We start from the raw sequence: 26,488 nt of genomic DNA, 5'->3' as shown, positions 1-26,488 counted from the left end.
GCCTACCACCAGCGAGTAGGACCACGGGGCAGCACGTGTAGTATATCGTTTTAGTTATTTTTACACTGTATCAGGTGCCCCCATGGGGGAGACCTGGATAAGGCCTCTGCGCAATGTCTGTCACTTCCATTGATGCTAATGATGATGTTTTGAAGGCTAAACACAAATACCGCCAACAGCGCCGCTATGTGGTGGCGCTGTATCTGCTTGCACTTTTCGCCATGGTGGTGCTTTTCGGTTGGCTAATGAGCGAGCAGTATGAACAAGAAATAACGGCCGCCGAGTCACGGATTACTGCGCGTTCTAATGTCGTCAATGAATGGGCAAAAGGTGTTTTTGCGCAAAGTGGTCAAGCACTATTCGGACTTGCGGAGTTACTGGCGCTGCAAGGAATGCCTGAAGCTGGCAATGCCCAGGCGCTGCATCGGACCTTAGAAAATCTTACCTTGTATATACCTATGGTTGATGAGATCGCCGTCTTGGGGTCTGAAGGGCGAATGCTGGCGAGTGGCAGCGACGATGCCAATGCCTATGTTGATATCAGCGAAACGCAGTTTTTTAATGCGTTTAAGCAAGGCGGGCAGCGGGAACTAGTAACGCCGCTTTACTGGTCTGAAAGTGAACAGCAGTTCTATTTGTACCATGGTCGAGGCTTAGATAGCCCAAACGGCGATTTTGCAGGCGTTGTGATTGCTCGCATTGTTCCGCGCGTATTTGCCGATGCACTTCATCAGATGCACGTGTATGAGGGCGAGAGCATTGCATTGATCGATTCTGATTCGAAGTTAATTGCTAGACACCCCTCCCCAGGAGAGCAATTTCCTATCGGCTTGAACATTGCGAGCGAGCGAGCTTCTCAGGAGGAGGCAAGAGAGCTGGAAAGTGGTGAGACCGCTTGGTCATTAAGAGCGGTCTCCCCCATTGATGGTCGTGAGCGTCTATTTCGTATGCAAAGAGTAGGTGATTACCCAATGCTGGCCATAGTGGGTGTTGACCTTCAACAACTGCTGGCTGGGTGGCGACAGCGCGCTCTGGTACTAACACTGGTAATGTGCGCTCTTGCACTGCTTGGGTCCTGGGGCGTGCGACACTATCTCAACCGATTGGCGTTAGCCCATCAATTGCAGCAGCGTATCCTAGAGCGTGAACAAGCACGAGCTGAAGCGCAAATATCCGCCGCTGCCTTCCAGACGCATTTAGGGATACTTATTACCGATGCTGAAGGTTTTATTCTTAAAGTAAATGACACTTTTAAGCGTATTACCGGTTATGACGACGCTGATGTTATCGGTAAAAACCCACGCAAATTTAGCTCTGATCATCACAACGCATTGTTTTATCGACGTTTATGGAAACGACTTGCCAAAACAGGTAATTGGGAAGGTGAGATTTGGAACCAGCGTAAGAACGGCGAGCTTTTTCCTGAATGGCTAACGGTCAGCGCAGTATATAACCCCTCCAATGTGCTGACCCACTACGTGGCCACTATGAGTGATATCAGCGAGCGCAAAGCCGCTGAGCAAGAGATACATCAACTGGCATTTTATGACCCATTGACCGGGCTCGCCAATCGGCGCCTGTTTATGGACCGCATGGGTGCTGCTATTAAAGAGCTACATCGCCATCAGCGGTGCGGCGCACTGCTCTTTGTCGATATCGATAACTTTAAGCAAATCAATGACACTCTGGGGCACTACGCGGGTGACCAGCTATTGCAGAGTGTGGCTCGGCGCATGAGCCAAATGTTACGCGATACTGATACCTTAGCGCGGCTGGGGAGCGATGAGTTTGCAGTGTTAATTGAGGGTGTTGACAGCAGCCATGCGCAAACCATTCAGCTTGCTGAGCGTATCGCCTATAAATTATTGGCGACTCTTAACACGCCCATCGTGCTTGCCGAGGAAAGTGTCATCGTATCGGGCAGTATTGGCGTTACCATCATGGTCAGCAATGAACACAGCGTAGACGACTATCTGCAACAAGTGGACATGGCGCTCTTTCAGGCTAAGAGTAACGGCCGCCACGGCGTATGCTTTTTCGATCCTTCAATGCAGGCAGCGCTGTTGGCCCATGTGAAATTAGAGGCGGACCTACGTCAAGCGCAAGAAAACCGGCAGTGGATACTCTATTACCAACCCCAAGTGGATCACCTCGGCACTATTACCGGCGTGGAAGCGCTGCTGCGCTGGCAGCACCCCGAGCGCGGCATGGTGTCCCCGGGTGAGTTTATTCCGCTGCTGGAAAGCATGGAGCTGATTAACGATGTAGGTGAATGGGTATTGGAAAGCGCCTGCTGTCAATTGGCACGTTGGGCGCAGAACCCATTGCTCCGAGAACTGACAATATCGGTTAATATCAGCCCGCTTCAGTTCCGTGATGAGGATTTTCTGTCCCGTGTAGAAAGGGTATTTGCGCGTACTCAGGCACCACTTTGCCGTTTAAAGCTGGAAGTGACTGAATCACTGTTTGTGGAAGCTCGCGATGAGGCTCGGGAAAAAATGCTCGCCCTTAAAGCGCAAGGCGTGCGCTTCGCTTTGGACGATTTTGGTACGGGTTATTCGTCGCTAGCCTATTTGGCCCAATTGCCACTGGATCAACTAAAAATCGATCAATCGTTTGTTCATCAGGTGCTTGAAAGCCAAGCGAACGCAGCGATCGTTGAGAGTACAATTGCCTTGGCGAAGAGCCTTAACTTAGAGGTTATCGCTGAAGGCGTAGAAACCGAAGCGCAGCAGGCGTGGCTATTGTCCCATGGCTGCCATGCTTATCAAGGCTATCTCTTTGGACGCCCGGTGACGGTTGAAGCGATTGAAGAACTGATGCCGGTTTATTAAACCCTTTATGTCGAACCAACAAGCCATTCATTTTAAAGTATCGCCAAAGAGAGCAGGAGGGCTTCGATATCAACATTCTGGCGGGCCAGCGTATCGGGGAGAATGACCTCCAGCCGGGAGTCTTGCCGCCAAGCACTGCTTTCAACGCTGAGCGTACCCTCAGCACGGTTGAGGCGTTTCCAGCCGTTATCGGTATGGAATACCCCTTTAATACGTGCCTCCCGTGGTAGTTCCCCTAAGCAGGCGGCTAGCCGATCCAGCTCAAAACGCTCGCTTGGGTGCCAGCGTAATCCTGTGCTGGTATATCCCAGCGCCGTGCCGGTTTCACACTGAGGCTTACCGGGCGGTGGCGGAAAATCAAAGAATGTTCCTTCCAGGCTTGGCGTTGCCGCCAACTGCTGATGACTGGTAGGCATGTCTTTATTGCTGGCTTCGGCGCTGCCGCTCTGGGTCAATAGCGCAAACGGTAGCTCACCTTGCTGGGCTTCATGTACCCATTTGCGCGGCGGCCAACGCTTCGCCACAAAATCATGAGCAGCGTTGAGTTGCTCGGGTGTGCTCTGGTCGAGCATGGTGAGCGCCACGGCATCGGCTATATCGAGCTGATCGCGAAAGGTTTCGTGCTGACGTGCTCGGGCATCCTCTAATCGGCGGGGGTCGAGAGTGGCAATAATATCGTGCACGTCGACTACATCATGAAAGGCTTCTCCACGGAGTAAGTCCAGCAGCCCCGCCGGGTGGCCGAGGCCGGATGGCTCGATAATCACTCGATCGGGTTTGCTACGTGCCAATAAATTAACCAGCGCTGCCTGGAGCACAAAGGCGAGCTGACAGCACAGGCAACCGCCCGGTAGCCCTTTGATAACGATGTCATCGCGTGCGTCGAACATGGCTTGATCAATGCCAATTTGGCCAAATTCGTTAACTAGAATGGCCCACTTTTCATCCACAGGCTTCTGCTCAATCAGGCTGTGGATAAGCGTGGTTTTTCCGCTGCCTAAAAAACCGGTAATGATATGCACCGGTGTCTTTAATTTCGCTAACCCTGCCAAGGCTTAGCCCCCTGTCATATTCATAAAGCGCACTACTTGCACATCACCATCAGTGGTGAAGTGGTGGCGCTCAGGCTTCAGCGGCAGGGCATTGATAATCGCCTCTTTAAGTACCTGCATATCGCCGGGGTGACGGCGCAGCACGGCACGAAGATCCACTGAGTGTTCGTTGCCTAAACACAGCAGCAAGCGGCCTTCTACGGTCACGCGCACGCGGTTGCAGGTGTCACAAAAGTTATGGCTATGGGGCGAGATAAAACCGACGCGGCTGCCGCTATCCGCCATTTTGAAGTAACGCGAGGGCCCAGGCGTGGTTTCAGTCGTAGGGATCAGCGGGTAGCGTGATTCAATCAGCGCCTGGACGTCGTCGCTGGAATAGAAGGTTTCCGCCCGCGAATGGTCGGAAACATCGCCCAGCGGCATCTCTTCGATAAAGCTAATATCGAGCCCTTCCCGGCGGGCAAAAGTCACTAGGTCGATGACTTCGTCATCGTTACGGCCTTTTAGGATCACAGCGTTAAGCTTGATGCGCTTAAAGCCTGCTTCCTGGGCGGCATGGATGCCGTCGATCACTTTGGCTAAATCACCGGTGCGGGTGAGCTGTTTGAAGCGCTGTGCATCCAGCGAATCCAGGCTTATATTCAGTCGACGTAAACCTCCGGCGTAAAGCTGCTTGGCATGCTTGCGCAGGCTGGCGCCGTTGGTGGTCATGGTAAAATCGTTCAGGCCCGGCATCGAGCCGATTTCGTCGACCAACTGAGTGATATCACGGCGTACCAGCGGTTCGCCGCCGGTGAGACGAATTTTTTCCACGCCGAGTTCGGTAAATGCGCGGGCGACCATGGCCAGCTCTTCCAGCGTCAGGACCTGTTCGCGGGGCAGGAAAGTCATCTCCTCGCTCATACAGTAAACGCAGCGGAAATCGCAACGATCCGTTACCGAGATTCGCACATAGTTAATGCGTCGGCCAAAGTCGTCGATCAGTTGCTGCGAAGCGTTTGCCTGGCCAGAACGTGGTTGAATAGCCTGTTGAGTCAGTCGTTGCTCGGTCATAGCCATCCCGTTAGTGGTTGTATGCTGACTACCTCGCCTGGTTGTGCGCCGTCTTGGTCATCGGCAAGCTCAATCAAACAGTTAGCAGCCACCATCGAGGTTAAAATACCTGAACCTTGAGCGCCGGTACTGCGCACATGTAGCTGCCCATTGTCATCAGTATGGTAAATGCCGCGAATAAAGTCAGTACGCTTTAAGCGGCTTTTTAACAGGTGATCGGCAATCGCATGGAGGCGTCGAGGTGGCGACATGGGCTGCCCATGGAGTCGATCCAGCAGCGGCGCCACAAACTGTAGGAAGGTTACCATGACCGCGACCGGGTTGCCGGGTAAGCCGACAAATGGTGTTCGTGATTCGCCCAGCCAGCCGCAGGCCATGGGGCGCCCTGGGCGCAGCGCTACGCGCCAAAAAGCCAAACGGCCCAGTTGTTCCAGCGCGGCGCGAGTAAAGTCGGCCTGACCTACCGATACACCGCCGCTGGTAATAACCAAATCGCTCTGTTCGGCGGCCTGTTGCAGCGCTGTTTTAGTCGCGTCTAGGTCGTCTTGCAGAATGCCCAGATCAATCACCTCGGCTCCATGCTCGGTCAGTAAGCCGATCAGCGTAAATCGGTTGGCATCATAAATGCTGGCCTTGGGTAGTGGTTCACCAGGCGCAGTGACTTCATTGCCGGTGGAAAAAATCGCTACCCTTGGGTGCTGACGCACAGCCACTTCTGCATAACCCAATGACGCCAAAAGCCCGAGCGATGCGGCATCAAGCCGTGCTCCCGCGAGAAGAGCCGTCTCGCCAATAGCGATATCTTCACCAGCCTGGCGGACATGTTGGCCGTGTTTGAGGAGTTCTGGCGACTCAATGATCACATGCGCAGGCTTCTCATCTGAAGGTTCGCGCAACTGTTCACTCATCACCACTGTATCGGTGCCCGGGGGCAATGGGGCGCCGGTAGTGATGCGCACGCAGTGACCGGCCGGTACCAATTCGCTGCGATATTGCCCGGCCAACACCTCACCGGCCAGCGGCCAATGGGTTTGCTTGGCTCCAATACCTTGTCTGGGCAAGGCTAGCGCTACGCCATCCATGGCCGCGTTGGTATTTTGCGGCACGTTAATGGGGGCCTGAATGGCAGCGGTCAAACGTCGGCCGTAGGCCTGTGCCAGCGGGATCTGTTCACTGCCCAGCGGCTGCTCAATCAAGGTGGCGAGCGCCTGGCGCGCTTCGTCAACGCTAAGCATTTTCTCGCCAAGGTCAAAGCAAGAGAGCGTCATCTGGTCTCCTTGACTGAATGTTTCAGCAGCGTCGCTTCCAGGCGTAGCTTCTCTTCCTCGGTATTTAGGTTGGCAAACGCATCGGGGCAGTCCGACATGTCGACCTTGCACCACGCATGGCGAGCATACCAGCGGTCAATCTTGCGTTCGCCTTCGGCCAGCGTTGCGGCCAAATCATCGGCCAGCGAAGTGCGCATTAGTGCAACCACGGGATGCAAGCGATCACCATCAAAGGCGACGGCGATGTCCTGATCACCAATGCCTTCCACCATGCGCGCGACTAAATCATCAGGCAGGGCGGGGGAGTCGCAGGGAGCGACCAGCAGCCAGGGCGTTTTTGCCGCGCGCAGGCCGCTATAGATTCCCATGAGTGGGCCTTTAAACCCGCCTTCTACATCTTCAATCACACGGTCGGCAAAGAAGCGATAAGCGTCGGCATTGCGGTTGGCGTTAATCAGCAGCTCGGCCACCTGGCCCTCAAGGCGTTTAACCACATGACCGACTAACGGCAAGCCTGCAAACGGCTCAAGTCCTTTATCACGGCCCCCCATCCTGCGTCCTTCGCCGCCCGCCAGGATCATGCCGGTGAGTTCGTGAGTGGGTATCATGCGCTTGCCTCTTTAGATGAACGAGCCTGAGATGGTCGATTAGGTATCGCATCCAGTGCCAAGCGATTTTGGGTATTAATAGCCTGGAAATGGCGGCCTTTAGCGCGGGCGATCAACATGACGCCGAAGCGTTCAGCCAGTTCGACGCCTTTTTGGGTAACACCGGAGCGGGATACCAACACGCTAATGCCCATTTGTGCCACTTTGAGTACCATCTCAGACGTCAGCCGTCCGGTGGTGTAGAAAATATCCGCATCGGCACTGTCGGCTTGTTGTAACCATTGGCGCCCTGCCAGGGTATCCACCGCGTTGTGCCGGCCTACGTCCTCGACAAAGTCGAGCACGTCGGTTTGGCGGCAAAGCGCGCAGCCGTGAACAGCACCCGCGCTACGGTAGGTCTCATTATAGGCATTAAGGTTTTGCAGCAGTTGATAGAGAGTAGACTGTGCCAGTTGCGTATCGGGGAGCACCGTGAGGGCGGTTTGATCCAATAGCTTGCCAAATACGGTGCCCTGACCACAGCCGGTGGTAACTGTACGCGTGCTTAACCGTGCTTCTAGATCTTCGGGTAAGTGGCGTGTAATCACGACCGCGGCTTCTACCTCCCAGTCAACCTGCACGGCGGCTAAATCTTCGGCGGCACGGAGCAGCCCCTGATTGCGTAGATAACCCACTACCAGCGCTTCGGGGTCATCACCCAGCGTCATTAAAGTGACGATTTCACGCTTGTTGAGGTAAACCGTCAACGCCCGCTCAGCGGCAATCGCCTGCTGGCGCGCATCGCCATATTCATCAACGATGCTGATCTCGGTAGTGGCCGGTAAGCGGGCTCGGCTTAACTGAAGGGCGGGCATCCGCAATCCTCGCTGCTAAAATGAAAGCATCTGTCTCTTACACTGACTCTGACTATTGTATCTGAGTGAAAATACCTGAGTAAAAAAGTCGGAGTTGACGATGATGGCGCCGGGAATGCTTACTTGTCTACCCATTCAAGCGCTATCCTTTTAAGTACTGTTTTCTCTAAGCGCTATTTTCTCTAAGTGCTATTTTTTTCACATGCATCCATGCACGGTTCAGGGTTTCTAAAAATATGAGCGATAACCTACGCCCCATCAGTATTACCTTGGTGGCTGAGCCCAAGCAGGTGAAGCGTTTTACGCTGACGCAGTGGCGCATTGCTGAGCTTGCGCTTGGCGACCATGGGGCTGATGTGCTTAATCTTCAGCTTTCAATGACCGAGCGTGCTGCCTACCGTTTCAATCTAACGTCTACTACGCCGCGGTTATTCGTTCGGGCGGGCTTTACAGGGCAAACGCCAAAGCCGGATGCGATTACTGCCAGTCAGGACGTCGCGGCCGGCTGGCTGGATGGCGAGCAACAAGTGCTGGAAGCCGCCATGCCAATGGCCATTCAGGTCTGGCTTGAGAGCTACCTGGCGCGCCACGGGGAGGCGCCGATGGAAATGCGCAAGAAAAAACGCAAAGGGGCTGGGCGTGCCAAAGAGGCACCCACCAAGGAGCAGCCGAAATGAGCCGCCTGGAACGCTGGTCGCGACTAAAGCGTAATGCTCAAAAAGAAGAGGACGCCTCGCCAGCCACTTCAACTGTTTCAGAGCCAGTTGATGAAACGTCCACTGAACCCAATGCTTCGATTTACAAGGAAAGCGAACAGACTTACAAGGCAGAAGAACCACTTTCACCAACACCAGAGCGAGAAATTGAGCCCGGCAGTCTCGACCACACTTTGCCGGACCCCGAGACGCTGGAGGCGGGCAGCGACTTCAGCGCGTACATGGTGCCGGGCGTGAGCGGTCCTTTGCGTCGGCAAGCATTGAAACGCCTGTGGGCCACAGGTAATTACAATGTGCGCGACGGCTTGGACGATTACGACGCCGATTATAATAAACTTCTGAAGCCCATGGCGTCGGAGCTTGCCAGTAAACTGCGTCGCTGGACTCATAAAGTTGAAGAAACGGTCGATAAGCAAGTAGAGGATACCCAACCCGAGACCCAGAAAGACGTCGTCGCTAGCGAGCAAACAAAGGGACAGTCGGGTGAATTAGAGGATGAGCCATCAACGTTGCGCGCTAACAGTGCCAACGTTGTAAAAAATAACTCAGTAGACGACCAGTCTGATTCTCTAACTGATGCTCAGAAGAAAACATGAGAATTTTGTTTAGTATTATTAATCAGTGCTTTACTTATTCTTCGGACTAAAAGCGTTGGTGACGTTAAAAGTAATTAGGTTGGCAAATGTCGCATTTCGCCATAGGCTGAACTTAGCGTCAATGCATTGTTATGCCATAATAGTTAAATTATATAACTCAAAATTATAATAAGAATTATTCACTGACCGTGAGAACGCATGAACCAACGAATCCAACTGGCGTCGGTAGACGACCAGCGCAATGCCGAGGCTCGGGAAACGGTACGCCGACGTATCTCATGGCCCGCTAACTTAACGCCAGCCAATGTGACCTACCACAGTCACGGTCATGCCCTGCTGTTAGGCAGTGAGCGCGATACTCGACAAGCCGCTCGTGCCCTGCAAGGACGCGGGCTAGCTTCGTTGACGTTGATGTTTACTGCGCCCAACGCCGCCGATGTTGACGACGAGGTGAATGATAGCGACTTGCTCGCTGCCACCGAGATCCTCACTACTCAGGCGCTGACCCGTGCCCAATCAGAAAAACTGCACATCAATGGCCACTTGGGCGCGTTTAACGCGACGCTGAATAGCGATGAGCCGCTTAATCTCGCCCGTGCCTTGATTGGGCGCGAAACGTTTGATCTGATTCTCGATTTAAACGCCACCCCTTGTTTGCCGGTTGAATTGCCGCCCCCCGGCTACGTGGTAGTTGACTGGCAGCAGGCGGAAGCAAGAAGCACCGCGCTAGAACAATTTGCCGAATTGATGGGCGAATTCGACAAGCCGCGCTATTTTCAAGTCAATAGCGACTTATGTGCCCACTCCAGCAGCGGTAATGTAGGGTGTACTCGCTGTTTGGATGTTTGCCCGGCGGATGCCATCTCCAGTATCCAGGGCCGGATTGAATCCCGCATTGAGATTGATCCCTTCCTCTGCCAAGGCGTTGGGAGCTGTACCAGCGCTTGCCCCACGGGTGCGATTGAATTTCGCTTGCCCGAAACACGCCGGCAGCAGGATACGCTTTCCGCTTGGCTAGGCGCGTATCGCGAAGCCGGTGGCCAAGCGCCTGTGCTGCGTTTTATTACCCATGACTCCCAAGACGCCGAACGTGCTTTAGGCGCTGTGCCCGCAGGCCACGTCATTGATGCTCCTTTAGAAGAGCTGGGAGCGGCGGGGCATGATCAGTGGCTAACCGCGCTGGCCGCCGGTGCTGCTGAAGTGCGCATCCAGTTACATCCCAATATGCCCGCTCGCTTAAGTGCTTTTTTAACCGATCAAGTCGCCCAGGCGCATGCCTTGTTGGGTGCATTGGGTCATGACCGTGCTCGTGTAACGCTGATCGAGGTAGCCGATGCAGAGGCTCGCGACGCATTACCGACACTCACGCCTTTGACGGAAACGCCGCTCAACCTGCCCGAACCTGAAAAGCGCACACGCTTTAACCGAGTACTGGCGCGATTGGCTGAGTTAGGTAGCCCCATTGGTGAGCGAGTGGCTATGCCGTTAGGCGCTGCTTACGGCGCCATTCAGGTCGATAGCGACGCCTGTACGTTATGTCATGCCTGTGTCAGTAACTGCCCGACGCCTGCGCTAAAGTCAGGCGGCAAGACGCCTGCGCTTAGTTTCCTCGAAGCGGACTGCGTGCAATGCGGCTTGTGTGAGCAGGCCTGCCCGGAAAATGCGATTACCTTGATGCCCGGTTTCCTGGCGTCAAGTGCTCGTGAAACGCGGCATATCTGTCACGAAGAAGCGGCTTTTGAGTGCATCAACTGTGGCAAGCCGTTTGCCACCGTCAGCACGGTAGCGACGATTAAACAGAAGTTGGCCAACCACCCTTATTTTGCCGGTGAAGCGATGATTCGTTTGGAAATGTGCGAAGACTGCCGGGTGAAAGATGTCTGGAAAACCATGATTCGCGATCCCGACGCGCAACTGAAGGTATAAGCCGATGACAGATTCACTGCCCACGCTTAAAGAAGCAGATGCGCTTCGCGCCGATATCTACCAACTGCTTGCCACGCTGTTGCGCCAGCCCCCCGATGCCGAACTACTGAGCTGGCTGGCAGACCTCGACATCGAGCAAGACGGCAGCCGTCTAGCAGAGTGCTGGCATGCACTGGCAGGTACTGCGCAGAAAGCCGATATTGAGCAATTGCAGCGTGCCCATTTCCGCCTTCTGGTCGGCGTGATTCAAGGGGAAGTGGTGCCGTATGCCTCATGGTACCGCAATGGCGAATTGATGGAAGCAGCGCTGGTGGCGCTGCGTCGAGACTTGAGAGTACTCGGCTTTGAACGTAGTGAGCATACGCAGGATCCCGAGGATCATCTCGCCGCACTGTGTGAAGTGATGGCGATGTTGATTGAATCCGAAAACCCAGAGCAGGCCTTCTTTTTTCAGCAGCATTTAGCGCCCTGGTCAGTCGATTGTTTTGACGACCTGGGGCAGGTAGATACCGCTTTCTATGCAGCGCTGGGGCAGTTGGGAAGCGCCTTTATGGAGAGTGAGCAGGCTCGCCTGATTAGCGACGAGAGTCATGCGCAGGTTCGTATAGTCGAGCTATGATATCTAATACGGCATCGGTTATATGGCGCCCAATCAACCCGTGACCAAGCACTCCAACGAGAGCGCGAAGCAACCTGATAACAAAGGCCTAAGCCCCTGTGACATAAGCTGCTGTGACATAAGCCCCTGTGACAATAGGCCCAGTATAAAAAAGCATGTAAGAGGAGAAACCCATGCAGCCGTCTTCAAAACTGTCTTCAACTTCAGCAACACACAATTCTGAGCGCCGCCGGTTTATGAAAACCTTAGGGTTGGGTACCGCCGCTGCAGGCGCTGCGGCGGCCGTCGGTCATATCACCCTGGCTCAGGCTGATACTGCCCCGGTGAAAAAAGAAAAACAAACGGTTAACTACCGTGAGACTGATCACGTCCGTGCTTACTACGCCTCGCTGCGTGACTGACGGCGGAATGCCAGGAGATTTGCCATGCGCTTAACTCGCAAAACAGACACCCCCAAGGCCTCCGGGCTGGGTATTTCCCGCCGCCAATTCCTCAAGCGTAGCGGTGCAGCCACCGGTGGTGTGGCTGCTGTGGGCTTCATGGGCGCGCCGATGATGCAGCGCGCCGAGTCAGCCGACAAAACCCCCGTGCTGGACTCGCCGGTCGAGGTCAAACGCACTATCTGCTCCCACTGTTCAGTAGGTTGTGGCGTTTATGCCGAAGTTCAAGAGGGCATTTGGACCAAGCAAGAGCCTGCCTTTGATCACCCCATTAACCGTGGCGCACACTGCGCGAAAGGCGCTTCGCTGCGCCAGCACGGTCACTCAACGCGTCGTCTAAAGTACCCGATGAAACTGGTGGCCGGTGAGTGGGAACGCATGAGTTGGGAAGACGCCGTTAACGAAATCGGCGACAAACTACTTGAACTGCGCGAAGAGCACAGCCCGGACAGCGTTTATTGGCTGGGTTCGGCGAAGTTCAGCAACGAGCAAGCGTATTTAATGCGCAAGCTGGCCTCGTTGTGGGGTACCAACAACACCGATCACCAGGCGCGTATCTGCCACTCCACGACCGTGGCGGGCGTAGCAAATACCTGGGGTTATGGAGCGATGACTAATTCGCTCAACGACATGCATAACAGTAAGGCGATTCTGTTCATTGGCTCTAACCCCAGTGAAGCGCACCCGGTGGCGATGCAGCATATCCTGATCGCAAAAGAGCGTAATAACTGCGACATCATCGTCGCCGATCCGCGCTTTACCCGTACCGCCGCCAAGGCTAACAAGTACGTACGCCTGCGTCCTGGCTCGGATGTGGCGTATATTTGGGGCCTGCTGTGGCATATTTTCGAGAACGGCTGGGAAGATAACGAGTACATCAATCAGCGCGTTTATGGGATGGACGAAGTGCGTGCCGAAGTCGCCAACTTCCCGCCCAGCGTCGTCGAAGAAGTGACCGGCGTACCCGAAGCCGAGATGTTTGACGTCGCCAAACGCCTCTCCGACAACCGGCCTGGCTGTGTGGTCTGGTGCATGGGCGGCACCCAGCACACCACCGGCAACAACAATACCCGCGCTTACTGCATTCTTGAGCTGGCGCTGGGCAATATTGGTGTGGCGGGCGGCGGCGCTAACATCCTGCGTGGCCACGATAATGTTCAGGGGGCGACCGATCTTGGCCTTGGTTGTGATTCATTGCCGGGTTACTACGGGTTGGCGGAAGGTGCCTGGCAACACTGGGCGCAGGTATGGGATCTCGACTACGAGTGGCTTAAAGGCCGCTATGACGATACCGAGTATGCCGATGGCAAGCCCATGTATAGCCCAGGGATTACCGTGTCGCGCTGGGTCGATGGCGTGCTCGAAGAGGACGAGAACATTTCCCAGCGTACCGCGCTGAAAGCGATGTTCTATTGGGGGCACGCGGTTAACTCCCAGACCCGCGGCGTCGAGATGCAAAAAGCGATGCAGAAGCTCGAGATGATGGTCATCGTTGATCCTTATCCCACCGTTGCCGCTGTTATGCATGACCGCAGCGACGGCGTTTATCTGCTGCCAGCGGCCACCCAGTTCGAAACTACCGGCAGTGTCACCGCGACCAACCGCTCGCTTCAGTGGCGTGACCGCGTGATCGAGCCGCTGTTTGAGTCCAAGCCCGACCACGAAATCATGTACCTGTTCGCCCGTAAGTTGGGCTTCGGTAATGAGCTGGTCAAGAACTATCAGATGAACGGTGATGAGCCGTTGATTGAAGATATTCTGCGCGAAATCAACCGCGGTATGTGGACGGTCGGCTACACCGGGCAAAGCCCCGAACGCCTGAAAGAGCACCAGAAAAACTGGCACACGTTCAGCTTTGAAAACTTGCGCGCAGAGGGTGGTCCGGCGGATGGTGACTACTACGGCTTGCCGTGGCCCTGCTGGGGAACGCCTGAGTTCCGCCACCCGGGCTCGCCTAATCTTTACGACACCAGCGTACCGGTGATGGAAGGCGGTATGGGCTTCCGCGCCCGTTTTGGTATCGAGCGTGACGGCGTCAACCTTCTGGCGGAAGGTTCAGCGCCGGTGGGCGGCGATATCGACGACGGCTATCCAGAGTTCAACGACCAACTGCTCAAAGACCTAGGCTGGTGGGACGACCTGACCGCCGAAGAGAAGCAGGCGGCGGAAGGCAAAAACTGGAAAACCGACCTCTCGGGCGGTATCCAGCGTGTCACGATTGCGCATGGCTGCGCGCCCTATGGCAACGCCAAAGCTCGTGCCGTGGTATGGACCTTCCCCGACCAAGTGCCGAAACACCGCGAGCCGCTCTACACCACACGCCGTGATTTGGTCGAACGCTTCCCTACCTGGGACGATTTCGACTCGATCATGCGCCTGCCCACCATGTACAAAACCATTCAGGACCGTGACAACACAGGTGAGTACCCGATGATTCTCACCTCAGGGCGTCTGGTTGAGTACGAAGGGGGCGGTGAAGAGACGCGATCCATGTCGTGGCTTGCCGAGCTCCAGCAGGAGATGTTCGTCGAGATTAACCCGGCAGATGCCAACGACCTTAGCATCAAAGATGGCGACCAGGTCTGGGTCGAAGGGGCTGAAGGGGGCCGCGTGAAAGTCAAAGCGCTGGTCACGCCTCGCGTTGATCGTAACGTTGCGTTTATGCCGTTCCACTTTGGCGGCATGTTCCAGGGCGAAAGCCTGCGCGACCGTTACCCGGATGGGTCTGATCCGTACATCATCGGTGAAGCGGCCAACACCGCGACCACCTACGGTTACGACCCGGTGACACTGATGCAAGAGACCAAGTGCACCATTTGCCGCATTGAGCGCGCTTAAGCCCCACCCGACCTGACAGCACGACGGTGCGGGAGCCATCCCGCACCGGCATGAGGAGAACAACATGGCTCAAATGAAATTTATGTGTGACGCCGAACGCTGCATTGAGTGCAACGGCTGCGTCACCGCCTGTAAAAATGCCAACGACGTTGAATGGGGCATTCAGCGCCGCCGCGTAGTGACACTCAATGACGGTGAGGCGGATGAAATGTCCATTTCCGTCGCCTGCATGCACTGTGACGACGCCCCTTGTATGGCAGTGTGCCCCACCGATTGCTTCTACAAGACCGATGATGGCATCGTGCTGCATGACAAAGACCTCTGCATCGGCTGTGGCTACTGCCTCTACGCCTGCCCGTTTGGCGCCCCGCAGTTTCCCCAGCAGGATGCGTTCGGCGAGCGTGGCAAGATGGACAAATGCACTTTCTGCGCGGGCGGCCCGGCCGAAAGCAAAGAAGAGGAGTACGAGAAATACGGCTCCAACCGTATTGCTGAAGGCAAACTGCCGCTGTGTGCCGAAATGTGCTCCACCAAAGCGCTGCTTGCCGGTGATGCCCAAGATGTAGCCGATATCTTCCGTCAGCGTGTGGTTCATCGCGGGCACAAAGATGGCGCATGGTCTAATAACCCTCAGGCCAGTGCCGACAACCTAGCCTATGATGCTGCCCATAAAGGGTAAGGAGGCTTGTCATGAACCTGTTGACTGCACAGGCACCCGGTGGGGTGCCACGCTCAGGTAAAGGACTCGTCCTGGGCATCTGTCGCTTTATGTTAGTGGCGCTTGCTCTGGCGCTCAGCCTCGGCTTTACGCAAGTAGCAATGGCCCAAGCGGATCCCAATCGTGAAATGACCACCGCCGCCCCCGGCATTACCACCGATCAGTGGCGTCAGGTACGTAGCGGAGAAACCGGTCCCAACTATCGTGATTCACGCGCCGACAGTAACTACAGCCTGATCAATTCAAGCGGTGAAACCTGGCGGCAGATTCGCAACCGCTGGGTGTCGCCGTTTGGATTGATTGCGGTATTTGGCATGGCGGCGCTGATCGCGCTGTTCTACTTCATTGTGGGGCGTAAGGAGCTTGAGCAACCGCGCACGGGTCGCCTGCTCTTGCGCTGGACGCTAATGAAGCGCGCACTGCATTGGACGGTAGCAACGCTGTTTATCGTGCTGGCCCTAACCGGCATGACGCTACTGTTTGGCAAGTTTGTGTTCCGGCCGCTGTTTGGCGATGGGATTTGGGCCTGGATGATTGCGGCCACAAAAGTGCTGCACAATTACCTGGGGCCAATTTTTGGCATTTTGCTCGTTATACTGCTGGTCAGCTTGATCAAAGAGAACATTCCCAAAAAGCACGACTGGGTGTGGTTTAAGAAAGGCGGCGGTATGATTGGCAAAAAGCATGTCGATGCAGGCTTTGCCAATGGCGGCGAAAAAGCATGGTATTGGATGCTGGCAACGGTGGGCCTATTGGTGATCGCCAGTGGGTTTGTGCTCGACTTCCCTAACTTCAATCAAGGCCGTGACACCATGCAGTGGGCGAATATTATCCACGCGGTGGGGGCATTGGGGCTGACGGCGGTTTCCTTAGGCCATATCTATATCGGAACGTTGGGTACCGAAGGTGCGCTAGAAGGTATGACGACTGGCTACGTGGATGAATGCTGGGCCAAAGAGCATCACAACCTATGGTACGAAGAGGTCAAAGACCAAACGCTATCGGAAGAAGAGGTAGCGGCTCGTAAATCAGCTGGTGGCAGCAGCGAGCCATCGGCGCCTCGAACCAGCTGATAAGCTGTTTATTGAGAGCTTAGACACCGCCTTCTGGCGGTGTCTTTTGTTATGCTGCACCTTAAGTTGTTAATAGCCAGAAACCACTTTGCGAGAGGAAAGGTTATGTCAGCATTTGATGAGTTAGACCCAACCACGCGTACAGAGCTCGAAGCCGCTGCGTTTCGTCGCTTGCTAGACCATCTGGATGACAACAAAGATGTCCAGAATATCGACCTGATGATCTTGGCCGACTTTTGCCGCAATTGCTTGTCTAAGTGGTTGGTGACCGCTGCTGAAGCGCGAAATGAAGCCCTCAGCTATGAAGAGGCCCGTGAGTACGTATACGGCATGCCCTATAGCGAGTGGAAGGAGCTTTACCAAGGGAAAGCGACACCCGAGCAGTTGGCGGCGCTAGAGGCTCGCCAATCTCAAAAAAAGGCGAAGGGATAACGACATGGAACCAATGGTGCCCCTCACGATTGCTGTACTGACGGTCTCTGATACGCGTACAGAAGAGACCGATCGCAGTGGTCAAGCCCTCGTGGAACGGCTAACCAACGCCGGTCACACGCTCGCTGAGAAGCGTATCGTACCTGATGATGTCTACCGCATTCGCGCCGTCGTGGCAGAGTGGATAGCCGATTCAGATGTGCAGGTAGTCATTACCACCGGTGGCACTGGTTTTACTGGCCGCGACTCAACTCCCGAAGCCATCTCGGTGCTGCTGGACAAGCGTATCGAAGGCTTTGGTGAGCGCTTTCGCCAACTCAGCGGGGAAGAGATCGGCAGTTCGACGATCCAGAGCCGCTGCCTGGGCGGTTTAGCCAACGCCACGGTAGTATTCTGTTTGCCCGGCTCAACCGGTGCCTGTCGCACCGGCTGGGATGGCATTCTGGCCGAGCAATTGGATAGCCGCCACAAGCCCTGTAACTTCGCCAACCTGGTTATCCCAGGCCGGGGGCAACATGGCTGATCTGCAGCCGATTTCAGCCGCATTGGAAGCGCTGCTGGCAGACGTAAGCCTACTCGGCGCAGAGAACGTTTCGCTGGAAGCCGCCCCTGGGCGTGTGTTGGCCGAAGCCGTCACGGCGCAGCTAGATGTGCCGCCGTTTGATAACAGCGCGATGGACGGCTACGCCTTGCGCGCCGACGATGCGGGGCAGTGGCTACCGGTGAGCCAGCGTATTGCGGCAGGCACACCGACTCAGGCGCTTGCGCCCGGCAGTTGTGCACGAATTTTTACAGGTGGTGAGATCCCTCCCGGTGCCGACTGTGTGGTCATGCAGGAGCGTGTTGAGGTTGACGGCGAGCGTGCGCTGATGCCCGCCGACATTCCAGTGGGCGATAATGTTCGCCGTCAGGGGCGCGATGTGCGTCAGGGCAGCGTGCTGTTGAATGCCGGTGAGCGTCTTGAAGCCGCAGCACTTGGCCACTTGGCAGGCCAAGGCGTGACGCATGTGAGTGTACGACGAAAGCCCCGTGTCGCCCTGTTATCGACAGGCGATGAGATCATTGATCCAGGTACCCCGTTACAACCAGGCCAGCTGTATAACTCCAACCGGCCGATGCTTAAGCGCCTGTTGGAAAACTTTGGTGCCGAGGTGGTGAGTACCGTGAGCGTACCAGACAGCTATGCCCGCACCGTTGACCTGTTAACGGCTGCTGCCGATGAAGCGGATTTAGTCGTGACCACCGGCGGCGTGAGTGTTGGTGAAGAAGATCACGTCAAAGCAGCGCTGGAAGCGATTGGCCAACTCGATATGTGGAAACTGGCCATTCGACCCGGCAAGCCATTGGCGCTGGGTCGTTTGCCTCGCTGTGATGGCACCCAGGCAAGGTTTGTCGGCCTGCCGGGCAATCCGGTCTCTGGGTTTGTCGGCGCCTGGTTGTTTTTACGCCCCTTGCTGGGCGAAATGATGGGCTGTCCGACGCTAAAATCACTGCCAACAGTGATCGCGAAAGCAGGGTTTGCCACCTCGACGGGACCCCGGGAACACTATATGCGCGTGACACTTCAGTTCACGCCCAGCGGGGTGACGGCGAAGGCCTTTGTTGATCAGAACTCCGGTGTGCTCTCATCGTGTATCAATGCTGACGCCTTTGCAGTCATTCCGGCCAATAGCGACATAGCCGAGGGCGATGTCATTAGCTGTTTGTGGCTGGCGAATTAAAGGCTAAGGGCTAAGCTTGCTTGCATCCAGCAGTAGTATCAACTGCTGCTGTTCAAAAGTGACGCCACACAGGGCTGGTGAGAAACGGCGGTGCTTGAGCAAGTTTGGCAGCGGGTAGAGCGTGTTAGCAGGCAGTTGCTGAAGCGTAATATCACCGCTTACGCCCAGTTGCCAAGTGCCGTTTTTTTCACTATCGGCATTTTCAACGTCGCGCAAGGTCAGCCAGCGGCATGAGGGGGGCAGTGGGGTGTCCGCTTCATGGAGTAGCGAGTGCGCGTAGGCGGTGCGCAAGGCCGTGGGATGGTCGGTCATGGCGAGCACATGGCTCGCTTCCAATGCTGCACGGTAGGGGCCTACGCTAAACAGCACTAGGGTAATCTGGGCTTGCATCTGTTGGTCGCAACGCTGAATCACCTTAACCCAACCCCTGCTGATAGGCACTGAACAACGCCTCCGGGTCAAGCAGGGCAAGCGCTTGACGTTCGTCTATTTGCCATAGCGCGCTGACATAAGGGCGCAGCGTGCTGGAAAGTGTTTCAGGGGGTGGTTGCAGCATGCTTTGGGGGAGGTCGCAAACATCATCAAGCTGCTCTATACGCACGCCACTGCGAATACCCGCCGCAGCCACTAGCAAAATCATCCCCTGCGAGTTGCCTTCCGGTATAGGTAAGCCGAGGAGTGAATGAAAACTGATCACTGATTCAATTTTGCCACGTAGGTGTAGTACGCCCTCGGTAGAGGCTGGCAATCCAGGGACATAATAGACGGGCTGATCGCTGGGTAAAATCTCACTCACTGCGCTGCCGGGAAGCGCAAAGTGCTGGCCATTGAGCCTAAATAGCACGAGTTGCTGGGTGGGCTCATCGACATCCACCACGCTTTCAGCATCGCTGTGTGCTTCTAGTATTTCGTTTAAAGACTGGGCGTGCTGAAGGTTATTTGCTTGGCTATCGTGGGGAGGCTCAGAGGTCATTGGCTAGCTCCGTTACCACCTGATTGCGACCCTGACGTTTGGCGCGGTAGAGCGCTTGGTCGGCGTTCAAACGTAGTGATTCGGTTGATGGTTGCTCAGGGAAACTACTAATCCCTGCGCTGAACGTACAGCGAAAGCGGACGTCACCGGCGTGAAAGTCGACCAGCGAAAAATCGTTACGCAAGCTGTCGATTAACTCAGCGGCCTTCTCAGCGTTAATGCCTTTCAGCAGCACAACAAATTCTTCACCGCCATAGCGGCCAATGATATCAGAGAGCCGTAGACGGCTTTTTAACAGCCTCGCTAAGGTAATAATCACTTGGTCGCCCGCCAAGTGACCGTGAATGTCGTTAACCTGCTTGAAGTTGTCGATATCGATCATTGCCATGGCGTGCTGGCTCTTCTCACGGTGGGCCTGTGCCAGCGCCTTACTGATTAGTTCGGTGGTGGTGCTGTGGTTATACAGGCCGGTCATACTGTCGCGAGACATTAATGACCGAAGCAGTCGTAGACGTTCGGCGCGTAGCTGTACAGCAGAAATAAGGTCTTCGGGCTGCACTGGCTTGGTAATAAATGCTTCAACACCGGCGGCCATGGCGGAAACCTGCTTTTGGCTGTCGGTTTCACTCGAGAGATAGATAATCGGCAGGCCTAGATATTCCGGCTGCTGACGGATGATCGTCGCAAGCTCCTCACCGGAACATACCGGCATATACATATCTACCAACAGTAAATCAGGGTTAAAGCGTTCCAGGGCCGCGAGTGCATCGGTGGGATGGTGCACTTGGTGAGCGAGCATGCCGGCTTCTTCAAGCAGCACAGAGTGGTAGGCGGCCGCTTCGGGTTCATCATCGACTACGAGCACCTTCAGCGGCCCTTCCGCTATTGGCGCAGTGAGCTCATCAACGGCTAGCATAAGGTCCAACGGTTTTACCGGCTTGGTAAAGTAACCACTGCAGCCAGCGCGAACAGCACTTAGCCGCGAGTGAAAATCACTGTGAGCCGATAAAACGATCGCGGGTAGTGGTTGGCCGGTCAGTTTTTTCAAGCTAGTTAGAGTTTCTGTCCCTGCCGTCTGACCGTGAGGGAATTGCACATCCATAATGACCGCGTCAGGTCGTCGATTGAGTACCGCATTAAAGAAGCTTTCAGTATCGAGGAAATGGACCACCTCATGGCCAAAACAGCGCAGATGATGAATTAACTGATCAACCTGTTCGGGTTCATCGTCACACAGTTAAATCAGCCGTTGGCGCTTATTACGCAACGGCTCAGCTTGGTTGGTAAGCTCAAAGCTGTTCACCGCCGCCAAGGCTTGTTGTTGACCATGATGGGAACGTAAATGCTGCTGCTCATCGCGAAGTTGTTGTAGAAGTTGGGTAATATAGGCGTCGATGTCGCCACGGGTTGGAACGGTGGTGAGTGCCTCCTCCGCCTGGTCAGCAAGCATCGCAAGCCGTTCAAAGCCTAGCGATCTCCCGGTCCCTTTTAAGCTATGAAAGAAGCGGTGCAGCTCCGGTGCCAGTCGCGTTTGTTCTTCTGGGGACGAGCAGCTCTGTTGCCACTGCTCGGCGATTTGCACTAAGCGAGAAGAAAGCTGCTCAATAAAACGCTCACGTAGCTGAGTTAGCTTATCGTGCAGCGAAGGGGCGGGCTTAGACATCAAACTACCTACGTGAGTGATCGAAAGCGGCGATCCATTCCATTCTTTTATCCCTGCTATCCCAACAAGATTGCTTACCGGACGAGCGCTTGATTAACGGCTGCTGCCAGGCTGGAAGCTAATTCTGCGTCTTTACTTAAACAAGCGCTGAGGCCAGGTGTCCGACAAAGTGCCTCATCCGGAGTATCCCCAGTGAGCAAAATAAAGGGCAGGTGGTTATCCTGCTCTCTGAGCATCGCCAAAAGCGCTAACCCACTGATCAGAGGCATGTGCATATCGCTGATAATCAGCCCGATATCGTTGCGAGCATCTAACTGGTCGACGGCTTCCATTGCATCACAGGCCAGTGAGGCTGTATGACCTTGTGACTCAAGCAGTGCTGCCGTCATTTCCCCTGCCAGTGGATCGTCGTCTACGACCAGGATATGCATTTATTACCTCGTGATGGTTGTTTTCTGAGTGACATTTACGGTTACCCCAGCAGGGCTTGCAGTGTCTCTACTAAATTATTCTGATCAAAGCTGCCTTTAACGATATAAGCGTCGGCACCGACTTCTATGCCGCGTCGGCGATCAGCCTCTTTTTCTCGTGAGGTGATAATAATAATCGGTCGATGACGGTAAACTTCATTTTCGCGCAGTCTTGCTGTCAGCGCAAAGCCATCCATTATCGGCATTTCAACGTCAGTAAGCACTGCATCAAATGGCTCGGCCAGTGCTTTGGCTAATCCGTCGCGACCATTTTCAGCCAGCGTGACGTGATAGCCCCACGCTTCAAGCACGTCTTTTTCTATTTCGCGAGTATTTAGTGAGTCGTCGACCACTAAAATTCGCTGCGCAATAGTGGCTGCTGTGCGCTCAGCGCCAGAGCGCTGCGCAGTGCGGCGGGTAAGCTCTAACAGCGCGGGTACATGCAGTAGACTTACGAGTGTGTTGCGGCCCATCGAGACCATGCCTGATACCAGAGGCAAATGGTGTAGGTGCGTGGGCAACGGCTTGATGACCATGTCGCGTTCATCAATCAATGAATCAATAATTAAAGCGAGCTTTTGATGCCGCTGATGGACGACCAGCAGTAAGGTGGTGTCGGTAACGCTACTAGCGGGAAGTTCAAGCAAGTGCGCAAGCGATACGACGGGGACAAATTCATTGCGTAAAATTAGCGTGCGCTGGCCAGCCGCTTCAATTAAAGACTCAGCCGAACACTCCACTAGCTCTGATACATAAGGCGCTGTTACGCCTAGTTTCATACCGCCGACGCTGACCAGCAGCACCCGCATCATCGCTAGTGATAAAGGCAGACGCATGGTAAAGCGTGTGCCGCGGCCACGTTCGCAGGCAAGCTGTAAATCGCCGTTAAGTTCGTCGACTACGGTGCGTTTCACCACATCCATGCCGACACCGCGCCCAGAAAAATCAGTAATCATGCTTTTGGTAGAAAAGCCGGGCAGGAAAATCAGTTCTAGGGTTTCCTGTTCGCTGAGTGCATTCAACTGTTCTTCAGTGATGAGCTGTTTGGCGAGCGCTTTCTGACGCACCGCATCAAGCGCAATGCCCGCTCCGTCGTCATGCATCTCAACCACCACCCAGCCAGCATCTTGCCACGCTTCAATCTTCAACTGGCCACGAAGTGGTTTGCCCGCAGCTTGTCGTACCAAAGGCGTCTCTACGCCATGATCCAGCGCATTACGCAGCAGGTGGATGAGTGGATCAGACAGGCGATCAATCATCTGGCGATCAAGTTCGATTTCGCTGCCGCGTACACGACAGTCGACCTGCTTTCCGAGGGATTGAGCTAATTCACGAGACATCTTCGCGAGCGGGTCAAACACCACGCTTAGCGGCAGCATGCGCATCTGTAGCGCTCGGTCATGCACGTCGCTCATCAGCGAATCATGGGTTAAAACACTATCTTTCAGTTCACGGTTAAAGGCGTGAAAGGGCACCTGCTGCTCGATAGGAAGTGTGGCACATAGCTCTCGAGCTTGGTCAACTAACGAATGTAAGTGATGATGGCCAGAAAGGACTTCACCCATCAACCGAATTACATCGTCCAATCGGTCTAAGCGAACCCGAACGGTATCGCTTAGTCGTAACTCGCTTTCGGAGGCTAGCGCGGAAGGGGGTGAAGATGTAGCAGTAGAAGATATAGCTGTAGAAGACGTAGCTGTAGAAGACTTAGCCAGGGAAGATTGCGTTGGAGGTGCAGCGGAGACCGGCAGGCTGGGTTGGGTTTGACCATGAGCCGCGTTTTCAAGCGCGCTACACAATGTCTCATCAACTGCGGATAATTCCTCTCCCGTTGCCCCTTCGGCTAATTGACTGACAAAGTCTGTAAGATCATCGACTGCTTGATTTAGCAGACTGATAATCTCAGGCGTTATGGCAAGGGTTTCGTCGCGCAGAGCGCTTAGCAACTCTTCAGTGCTATGCGCCAACGCCGTAATAGGCGTCAGCTTAAGCATGCGCGACGAGCCTTTCAGGGTATGCGCTGCGCGGAACAATTCGTTGATCTGTTCGCGATCGGCATAGCCCTGCTCCAATGCGTTGATTCCTTCGCGCAAGCGGGGCAGTTGATCTGCTGCCTCTTCCACAAAGCGCTGTATAAAACGGCGAATATCCAGCGCCATACTATTACACTCCCTGTGAATCACTGGACGTTGCCAGTGTAGTGTTGACTGCTTTCAGGTGACGCTCAGCCAGAAAGCGCGCATCGCCTGGTGGAAGCGGCGGTGCGATGGTGCCCAGCCCACCATTCGAGGTGGGGTCGGCCGAAAGCAAGCGAACGACGCCAGCATAGCGACGTTGACGTTGGAGGGGTTCGTCGGTCAGTTCGCCCTGGCGATAAAGCTCCGCTAAATAAAAGTGCGCTGGCCAGCACTCCGGCATGACGTAGATGGCCCGTTTAAAGTGTTCACGTGCTATGCGGGGCTGTTGCTGCCAACGAGCGACTAAACCTGCTAACACCAGTGCATCAACTGACCATGGCTGCTGTGTTAACAGTGTCTTTAGCAACGAGGCAGCTTCATCGAAGGCGTTTTGATTGAGCAGTTGATGCGCGGTATGCAGTTGCTGGGTAAAGCTTGCTGCCTTCTCGTTTTCTGTTTCTTGCTCGAGTGATGCGGCTGGTTTGTCGTCAACTGTGCTGGCTAATTGATCGCTATTCTCAACGCTAACATCGCCCTTGTTACCCATGTCGAGCCAGGAAAACGTTGGGGAGGCTGCCGTTGAGGTCGCGGGCTGTTTCGCGGAGCGGAAATAAAATACCCCCTGAGCTTCGGCCAGTTCAAAAATGCCGAGATCATTACCCAAAATTTCGGTAACGCCGCAGAGTAAAATGCCATTCGGTTTTAATAATTGACTAAGCTGCTGGTGAATACGGCGTCGGGTCGGCTCGTCAAAGTAGATCGATACGTTACGAAACAAGATGACATCAAAAGGACCGCCGGGGCTGTTCTCATTGGCGCTTAGCAGGTTAAAAGGACGAAAGGTAACCCATTGCCGTAGCGCCTCATTGAGCTTAAAACGGCCTTCATAGGGGCTGAAGTAACGCGCTTTAAAGGTGGGCGAGAGGGCACGAAATGCCATGCCCCCATAAACAGCTTGGCGTGCCTTGACGAGGACTTGGTGATCCAGGTCGCCACCGGATAGATTGAACAGCGTTCTGGCGCGCTCACCGAAGCGCTCATAGAGCAACATAGCAACGCTATAGGGCTCTTCACCGGAAGAGCAGCCTGCGCTGAAGATGGATAGCGGTGCCTTCCCAGCGGCTAAGCGTTGAGGTAAATAGGCGTTGACCAGCCAGTTCAAAGCATCAGGCTCGCGACAAAAATAGGTTTCGTTAACCGTCAACTGACTGACAAACTGATCGAACAGAGTTGGATCGCTGGTTAATTTGTCGAGGAGTTGTGTGGTGTCGGTTAGCTCTGTTATGGCTTGTAAACTGGTGACCGCCCGTAAGAGCCGGGCTTCGGCTAAGCCCTCAAGATGTAAACCGCAGCGTTTATAAACGAGAGTTTTAAAGGGGGCAAACGCGCTCATGCCAAAGGCTCCGGTCGGCTAGCGACATAGCCGCACACATCGCGAAGCAGTCGATGCGCGAAATCTTCAAGTGGCAGTTCATACTGAATAACGCCTGCATTGACCGCTTCCTGGTTCATGCCATAAATAACCGAGCTATTTTCATCTTGAGCGAAGGTGGTGCCACCAGCCTGGTAAATAGCCCGCATGCCATTCACACCATCCCGGCCCATGCCGGTCAAAATAATGCCAATGGCGTCACTGCCATAGACCGTGGCGACACTCTGCAGAAGAACATCGCAGCTAGGGTGATACAGGGATTTTTCGGGGCTGGGCTGGAGCTGGAAGCGATGGCGTGGGGATACGCATAAATCACGTTCGGAAGGTGAAAGATATATATGCCCTGGGCGTAGCTGCTCACCTTCTTGGCCAACACTAACCGGCATGGTACACAGCGATGCCAGCCACTGTGCCATGCCATCAATAAAGCCATGGCTGATATGTTGAGCGATCACAATAGGAGCTGGAAAATCGGCGGGAAGTGGTCTCAATAAACGCACTAATGCTTGAGGGCCGCCGGTCGAGCAAGCGATGGCGATGACATGCTGAAAGTCACGTGGAATACTCTGTGTTGCGGTGGTTAGTGTAGGTATGGGAGGCGCATAGGCAGTTGCTAAACTGCGCCGCCGTAGGCGAGTGATCACCGCCACACCCGCGAGCAGGCGTACGCGCTCTAGCAGGCGCTCAGCGTCTGACGCTTCGAACGTCGGTTTAGGCATCACTTCAAGCGCGCCTGCTTCAAGCGCGCGATAAGCCGTTTGTGCATCTGAACGGTCGCTTACCACCAGGATGGGTATCCCTTTGTGGTACATGATCTCTTCGATCGCACTCAGGCCATCCATGACCGGCATGTTGAGATCCATGGTGATCAGTTGGGGCGCTAAGCGCTTGGCAAGCTCTACCGCCTCACGGCCATTGGTGGCTTCACCCGCGATCTCAATATCACCGTCTCGGCTGAGGATATCGCGTAGCACGTCGCGGGCTACCTGGCTATCGTCGGCAATGACTACCCGAATTACGCTCAT

Annotated in this window: 25 protein-coding genes; 12 read left to right on the top strand and 13 right to left on the bottom strand. The window is 54.9% G+C overall.

Going from position 1 to position 26,488, the window contains the following annotated elements:
• Nucleotides 1-113 precede the first annotated feature (113 nt).
• On the top strand, nucleotides 114-2,834 hold the full coding sequence (locus ACW44H_RS17195; RefSeq protein ID WP_457505746.1) for a bifunctional diguanylate cyclase/phosphodiesterase: 2,721 nt from the start codon (nucleotides 114-116) through the stop codon (nucleotides 2,832-2,834).
• A gap of 32 nt (nucleotides 2,835-2,866) precedes the next feature.
• Here the strand turns inward: ACW44H_RS17195 and ACW44H_RS17190 are convergent, their stop codons facing one another.
• From ACW44H_RS17190 to ACW44H_RS17170, 5 genes are read right to left on the bottom strand one after another with little or no spacing between them, the layout of a single operon-like run.
• A complete protein-coding gene (locus tag ACW44H_RS17190; RefSeq protein WP_457505745.1) occupies nucleotides 2,867-3,886 on the bottom strand; it encodes a CobW family GTP-binding protein in 1,020 nt (339 codons plus the stop codon).
• 3 nt (nucleotides 3,887-3,889) lie between these two features.
• Nucleotides 3,890-4,939, bottom strand: coding sequence for a GTP 3',8-cyclase MoaA (gene moaA, locus ACW44H_RS17185; RefSeq protein WP_457505744.1), 1,050 nt, complete (start codon nucleotides 4,937-4,939; stop codon nucleotides 3,890-3,892).
• Nucleotides 4,936-6,207, bottom strand: a complete 1,272-nt coding sequence (gene moeA / locus ACW44H_RS17180) for a molybdopterin molybdotransferase MoeA (RefSeq protein ID WP_457505743.1) — start codon at nucleotides 6,205-6,207, stop codon at nucleotides 4,936-4,938. The genes moaA and moeA overlap by 4 nt, the downstream gene beginning before the upstream one ends.
• Nucleotides 6,204-6,815 (bottom strand): molybdenum cofactor guanylyltransferase MobA, encoded by a 612-nt coding sequence (mobA, locus tag ACW44H_RS17175; RefSeq protein WP_457505742.1) that lies wholly within the window; start codon nucleotides 6,813-6,815, stop codon nucleotides 6,204-6,206. Before mobA ends, moeA begins: the two co-directional genes overlap by 4 nt.
• A complete protein-coding gene (locus ACW44H_RS17170; protein WP_457505741.1) occupies nucleotides 6,812-7,669 on the bottom strand; it encodes a formate dehydrogenase accessory sulfurtransferase FdhD in 858 nt (285 codons plus the stop codon). Before ACW44H_RS17170 ends, mobA begins: the two co-directional genes overlap by 4 nt.
• Nucleotides 7,670-7,905: 236 nt before the next feature.
• Here ACW44H_RS17170 and ACW44H_RS17165 point away from each other — a divergent pair, with 236 nt between their 5' ends.
• The 11 genes from ACW44H_RS17165 (at nucleotide 7,906) to ACW44H_RS17115 (ending at nucleotide 18,748) form a co-directional block, all read left to right on the top strand.
• Nucleotides 7,906-8,346, top strand: coding sequence for a DUF3305 domain-containing protein (locus ACW44H_RS17165; protein ID WP_113269339.1), 441 nt, complete (start codon nucleotides 7,906-7,908; stop codon nucleotides 8,344-8,346).
• Nucleotides 8,343-8,981 (top strand): DUF3306 domain-containing protein, encoded by a 639-nt coding sequence (locus ACW44H_RS17160; protein WP_113269340.1) that lies wholly within the window; start codon nucleotides 8,343-8,345, stop codon nucleotides 8,979-8,981. The genes ACW44H_RS17165 and ACW44H_RS17160 overlap by 4 nt, the downstream gene beginning before the upstream one ends.
• Nucleotides 8,982-9,179: 198 nt before the next feature.
• Nucleotides 9,180-10,907, top strand: a complete 1,728-nt coding sequence (locus ACW44H_RS17155) for a 4Fe-4S dicluster domain-containing protein (RefSeq protein ID WP_457505740.1) — start codon at nucleotides 9,180-9,182, stop codon at nucleotides 10,905-10,907.
• Nucleotides 10,908-10,911: 4 nt separating this feature from the next.
• Nucleotides 10,912-11,526 (top strand): TorD/DmsD family molecular chaperone, encoded by a 615-nt coding sequence (locus ACW44H_RS17150; protein WP_457505739.1) that lies wholly within the window; start codon nucleotides 10,912-10,914, stop codon nucleotides 11,524-11,526.
• A gap of 173 nt (nucleotides 11,527-11,699) precedes the next feature.
• The gene (locus ACW44H_RS17145) at nucleotides 11,700-11,927 is read left to right on the top strand and encodes a twin-arginine translocation signal domain-containing protein (RefSeq protein ID WP_457505738.1); all 228 of its coding nucleotides are present in this window, start codon (nucleotides 11,700-11,702) and stop codon (nucleotides 11,925-11,927) included.
• A 24-nt stretch (nucleotides 11,928-11,951) separates the two neighbouring features.
• Complete coding sequence (locus ACW44H_RS17140) at nucleotides 11,952-14,804, top strand: molybdopterin-dependent oxidoreductase (protein ID WP_457505737.1); 2,853 nt, start codon at nucleotides 11,952-11,954, stop codon at nucleotides 14,802-14,804.
• A 64-nt stretch (nucleotides 14,805-14,868) separates the two neighbouring features.
• Nucleotides 14,869-15,483 (top strand): formate dehydrogenase FDH3 subunit beta, encoded by a 615-nt coding sequence (gene fdh3B / locus ACW44H_RS17135; RefSeq protein WP_022521832.1) that lies wholly within the window; start codon nucleotides 14,869-14,871, stop codon nucleotides 15,481-15,483.
• An 11-nt stretch (nucleotides 15,484-15,494) separates the two neighbouring features.
• Nucleotides 15,495-16,595, top strand: coding sequence for a formate dehydrogenase subunit gamma (locus ACW44H_RS17130; RefSeq protein ID WP_457505736.1), 1,101 nt, complete (start codon nucleotides 15,495-15,497; stop codon nucleotides 16,593-16,595).
• A 105-nt stretch (nucleotides 16,596-16,700) separates the two neighbouring features.
• Nucleotides 16,701-17,027 (top strand): DUF1244 domain-containing protein, encoded by a 327-nt coding sequence (locus ACW44H_RS17125; RefSeq protein WP_457505735.1) that lies wholly within the window; start codon nucleotides 16,701-16,703, stop codon nucleotides 17,025-17,027.
• A gap of 4 nt (nucleotides 17,028-17,031) precedes the next feature.
• Entirely contained in the window at nucleotides 17,032-17,550 is a 519-nt protein-coding gene (gene moaB, locus ACW44H_RS17120; protein ID WP_457505734.1) for a molybdenum cofactor biosynthesis protein B, read from the top strand.
• Complete coding sequence (locus tag ACW44H_RS17115; RefSeq protein WP_457505733.1) at nucleotides 17,543-18,748, top strand: molybdopterin molybdotransferase MoeA; 1,206 nt, start codon at nucleotides 17,543-17,545, stop codon at nucleotides 18,746-18,748. The genes moaB and ACW44H_RS17115 overlap by 8 nt, the downstream gene beginning before the upstream one ends.
• A gap of 3 nt (nucleotides 18,749-18,751) precedes the next feature.
• Here ACW44H_RS17115 and ACW44H_RS17110 read toward each other — a convergent pair whose 3' ends face one another.
• The 8 genes from ACW44H_RS17110 to cheB all read right to left on the bottom strand — a co-directional run bounded on the left by ACW44H_RS17110 (nucleotide 18,752) and on the right by cheB (nucleotide 26,488).
• On the bottom strand, nucleotides 18,752-19,138 hold the full coding sequence (locus ACW44H_RS17110) for a hypothetical protein (RefSeq protein ID WP_457505732.1): 387 nt from the start codon (nucleotides 19,136-19,138) through the stop codon (nucleotides 18,752-18,754).
• A gap of 25 nt (nucleotides 19,139-19,163) precedes the next feature.
• Nucleotides 19,164-19,721 carry a chemotaxis protein CheW gene (locus ACW44H_RS17105; RefSeq protein WP_457505731.1) on the bottom strand — a complete coding sequence of 186 codons (558 nt, stop codon included), beginning with the start codon at nucleotides 19,719-19,721 and terminating at the stop codon, nucleotides 19,164-19,166.
• Nucleotides 19,711-20,913, bottom strand: a complete 1,203-nt coding sequence (locus ACW44H_RS17100; protein ID WP_457509073.1) for a diguanylate cyclase — start codon at nucleotides 20,911-20,913, stop codon at nucleotides 19,711-19,713. Before ACW44H_RS17100 ends, ACW44H_RS17105 begins: the two co-directional genes overlap by 11 nt.
• A gap of 45 nt (nucleotides 20,914-20,958) precedes the next feature.
• On the bottom strand, nucleotides 20,959-21,384 hold the full coding sequence (locus ACW44H_RS17095; RefSeq protein ID WP_457505730.1) for an Hpt domain-containing protein: 426 nt from the start codon (nucleotides 21,382-21,384) through the stop codon (nucleotides 20,959-20,961).
• A gap of 74 nt (nucleotides 21,385-21,458) precedes the next feature.
• Complete coding sequence (locus ACW44H_RS17090; RefSeq protein ID WP_457505729.1) at nucleotides 21,459-21,815, bottom strand: response regulator; 357 nt, start codon at nucleotides 21,813-21,815, stop codon at nucleotides 21,459-21,461.
• A 41-nt stretch (nucleotides 21,816-21,856) separates the two neighbouring features.
• A complete protein-coding gene (locus ACW44H_RS17085) occupies nucleotides 21,857-24,013 on the bottom strand; it encodes a hybrid sensor histidine kinase/response regulator (protein WP_457505728.1) in 2,157 nt (718 codons plus the stop codon).
• A 4-nt stretch (nucleotides 24,014-24,017) separates the two neighbouring features.
• Entirely contained in the window at nucleotides 24,018-25,424 is a 1,407-nt protein-coding gene (locus tag ACW44H_RS17080; protein ID WP_457505727.1) for a CheR family methyltransferase, read from the bottom strand.
• Complete coding sequence (gene cheB, locus ACW44H_RS17075; protein WP_457505726.1) at nucleotides 25,421-26,488, bottom strand: chemotaxis-specific protein-glutamate methyltransferase CheB; 1,068 nt, start codon at nucleotides 26,486-26,488, stop codon at nucleotides 25,421-25,423. Before cheB ends, ACW44H_RS17080 begins: the two co-directional genes overlap by 4 nt.

Source organism: Vreelandella sulfidaeris Esulfide1, assembly GCF_054072535.1.
Note: the sequence above shows the minus strand (reverse complement) of the source record. Positions and strands in the feature narration are given on the sequence as shown.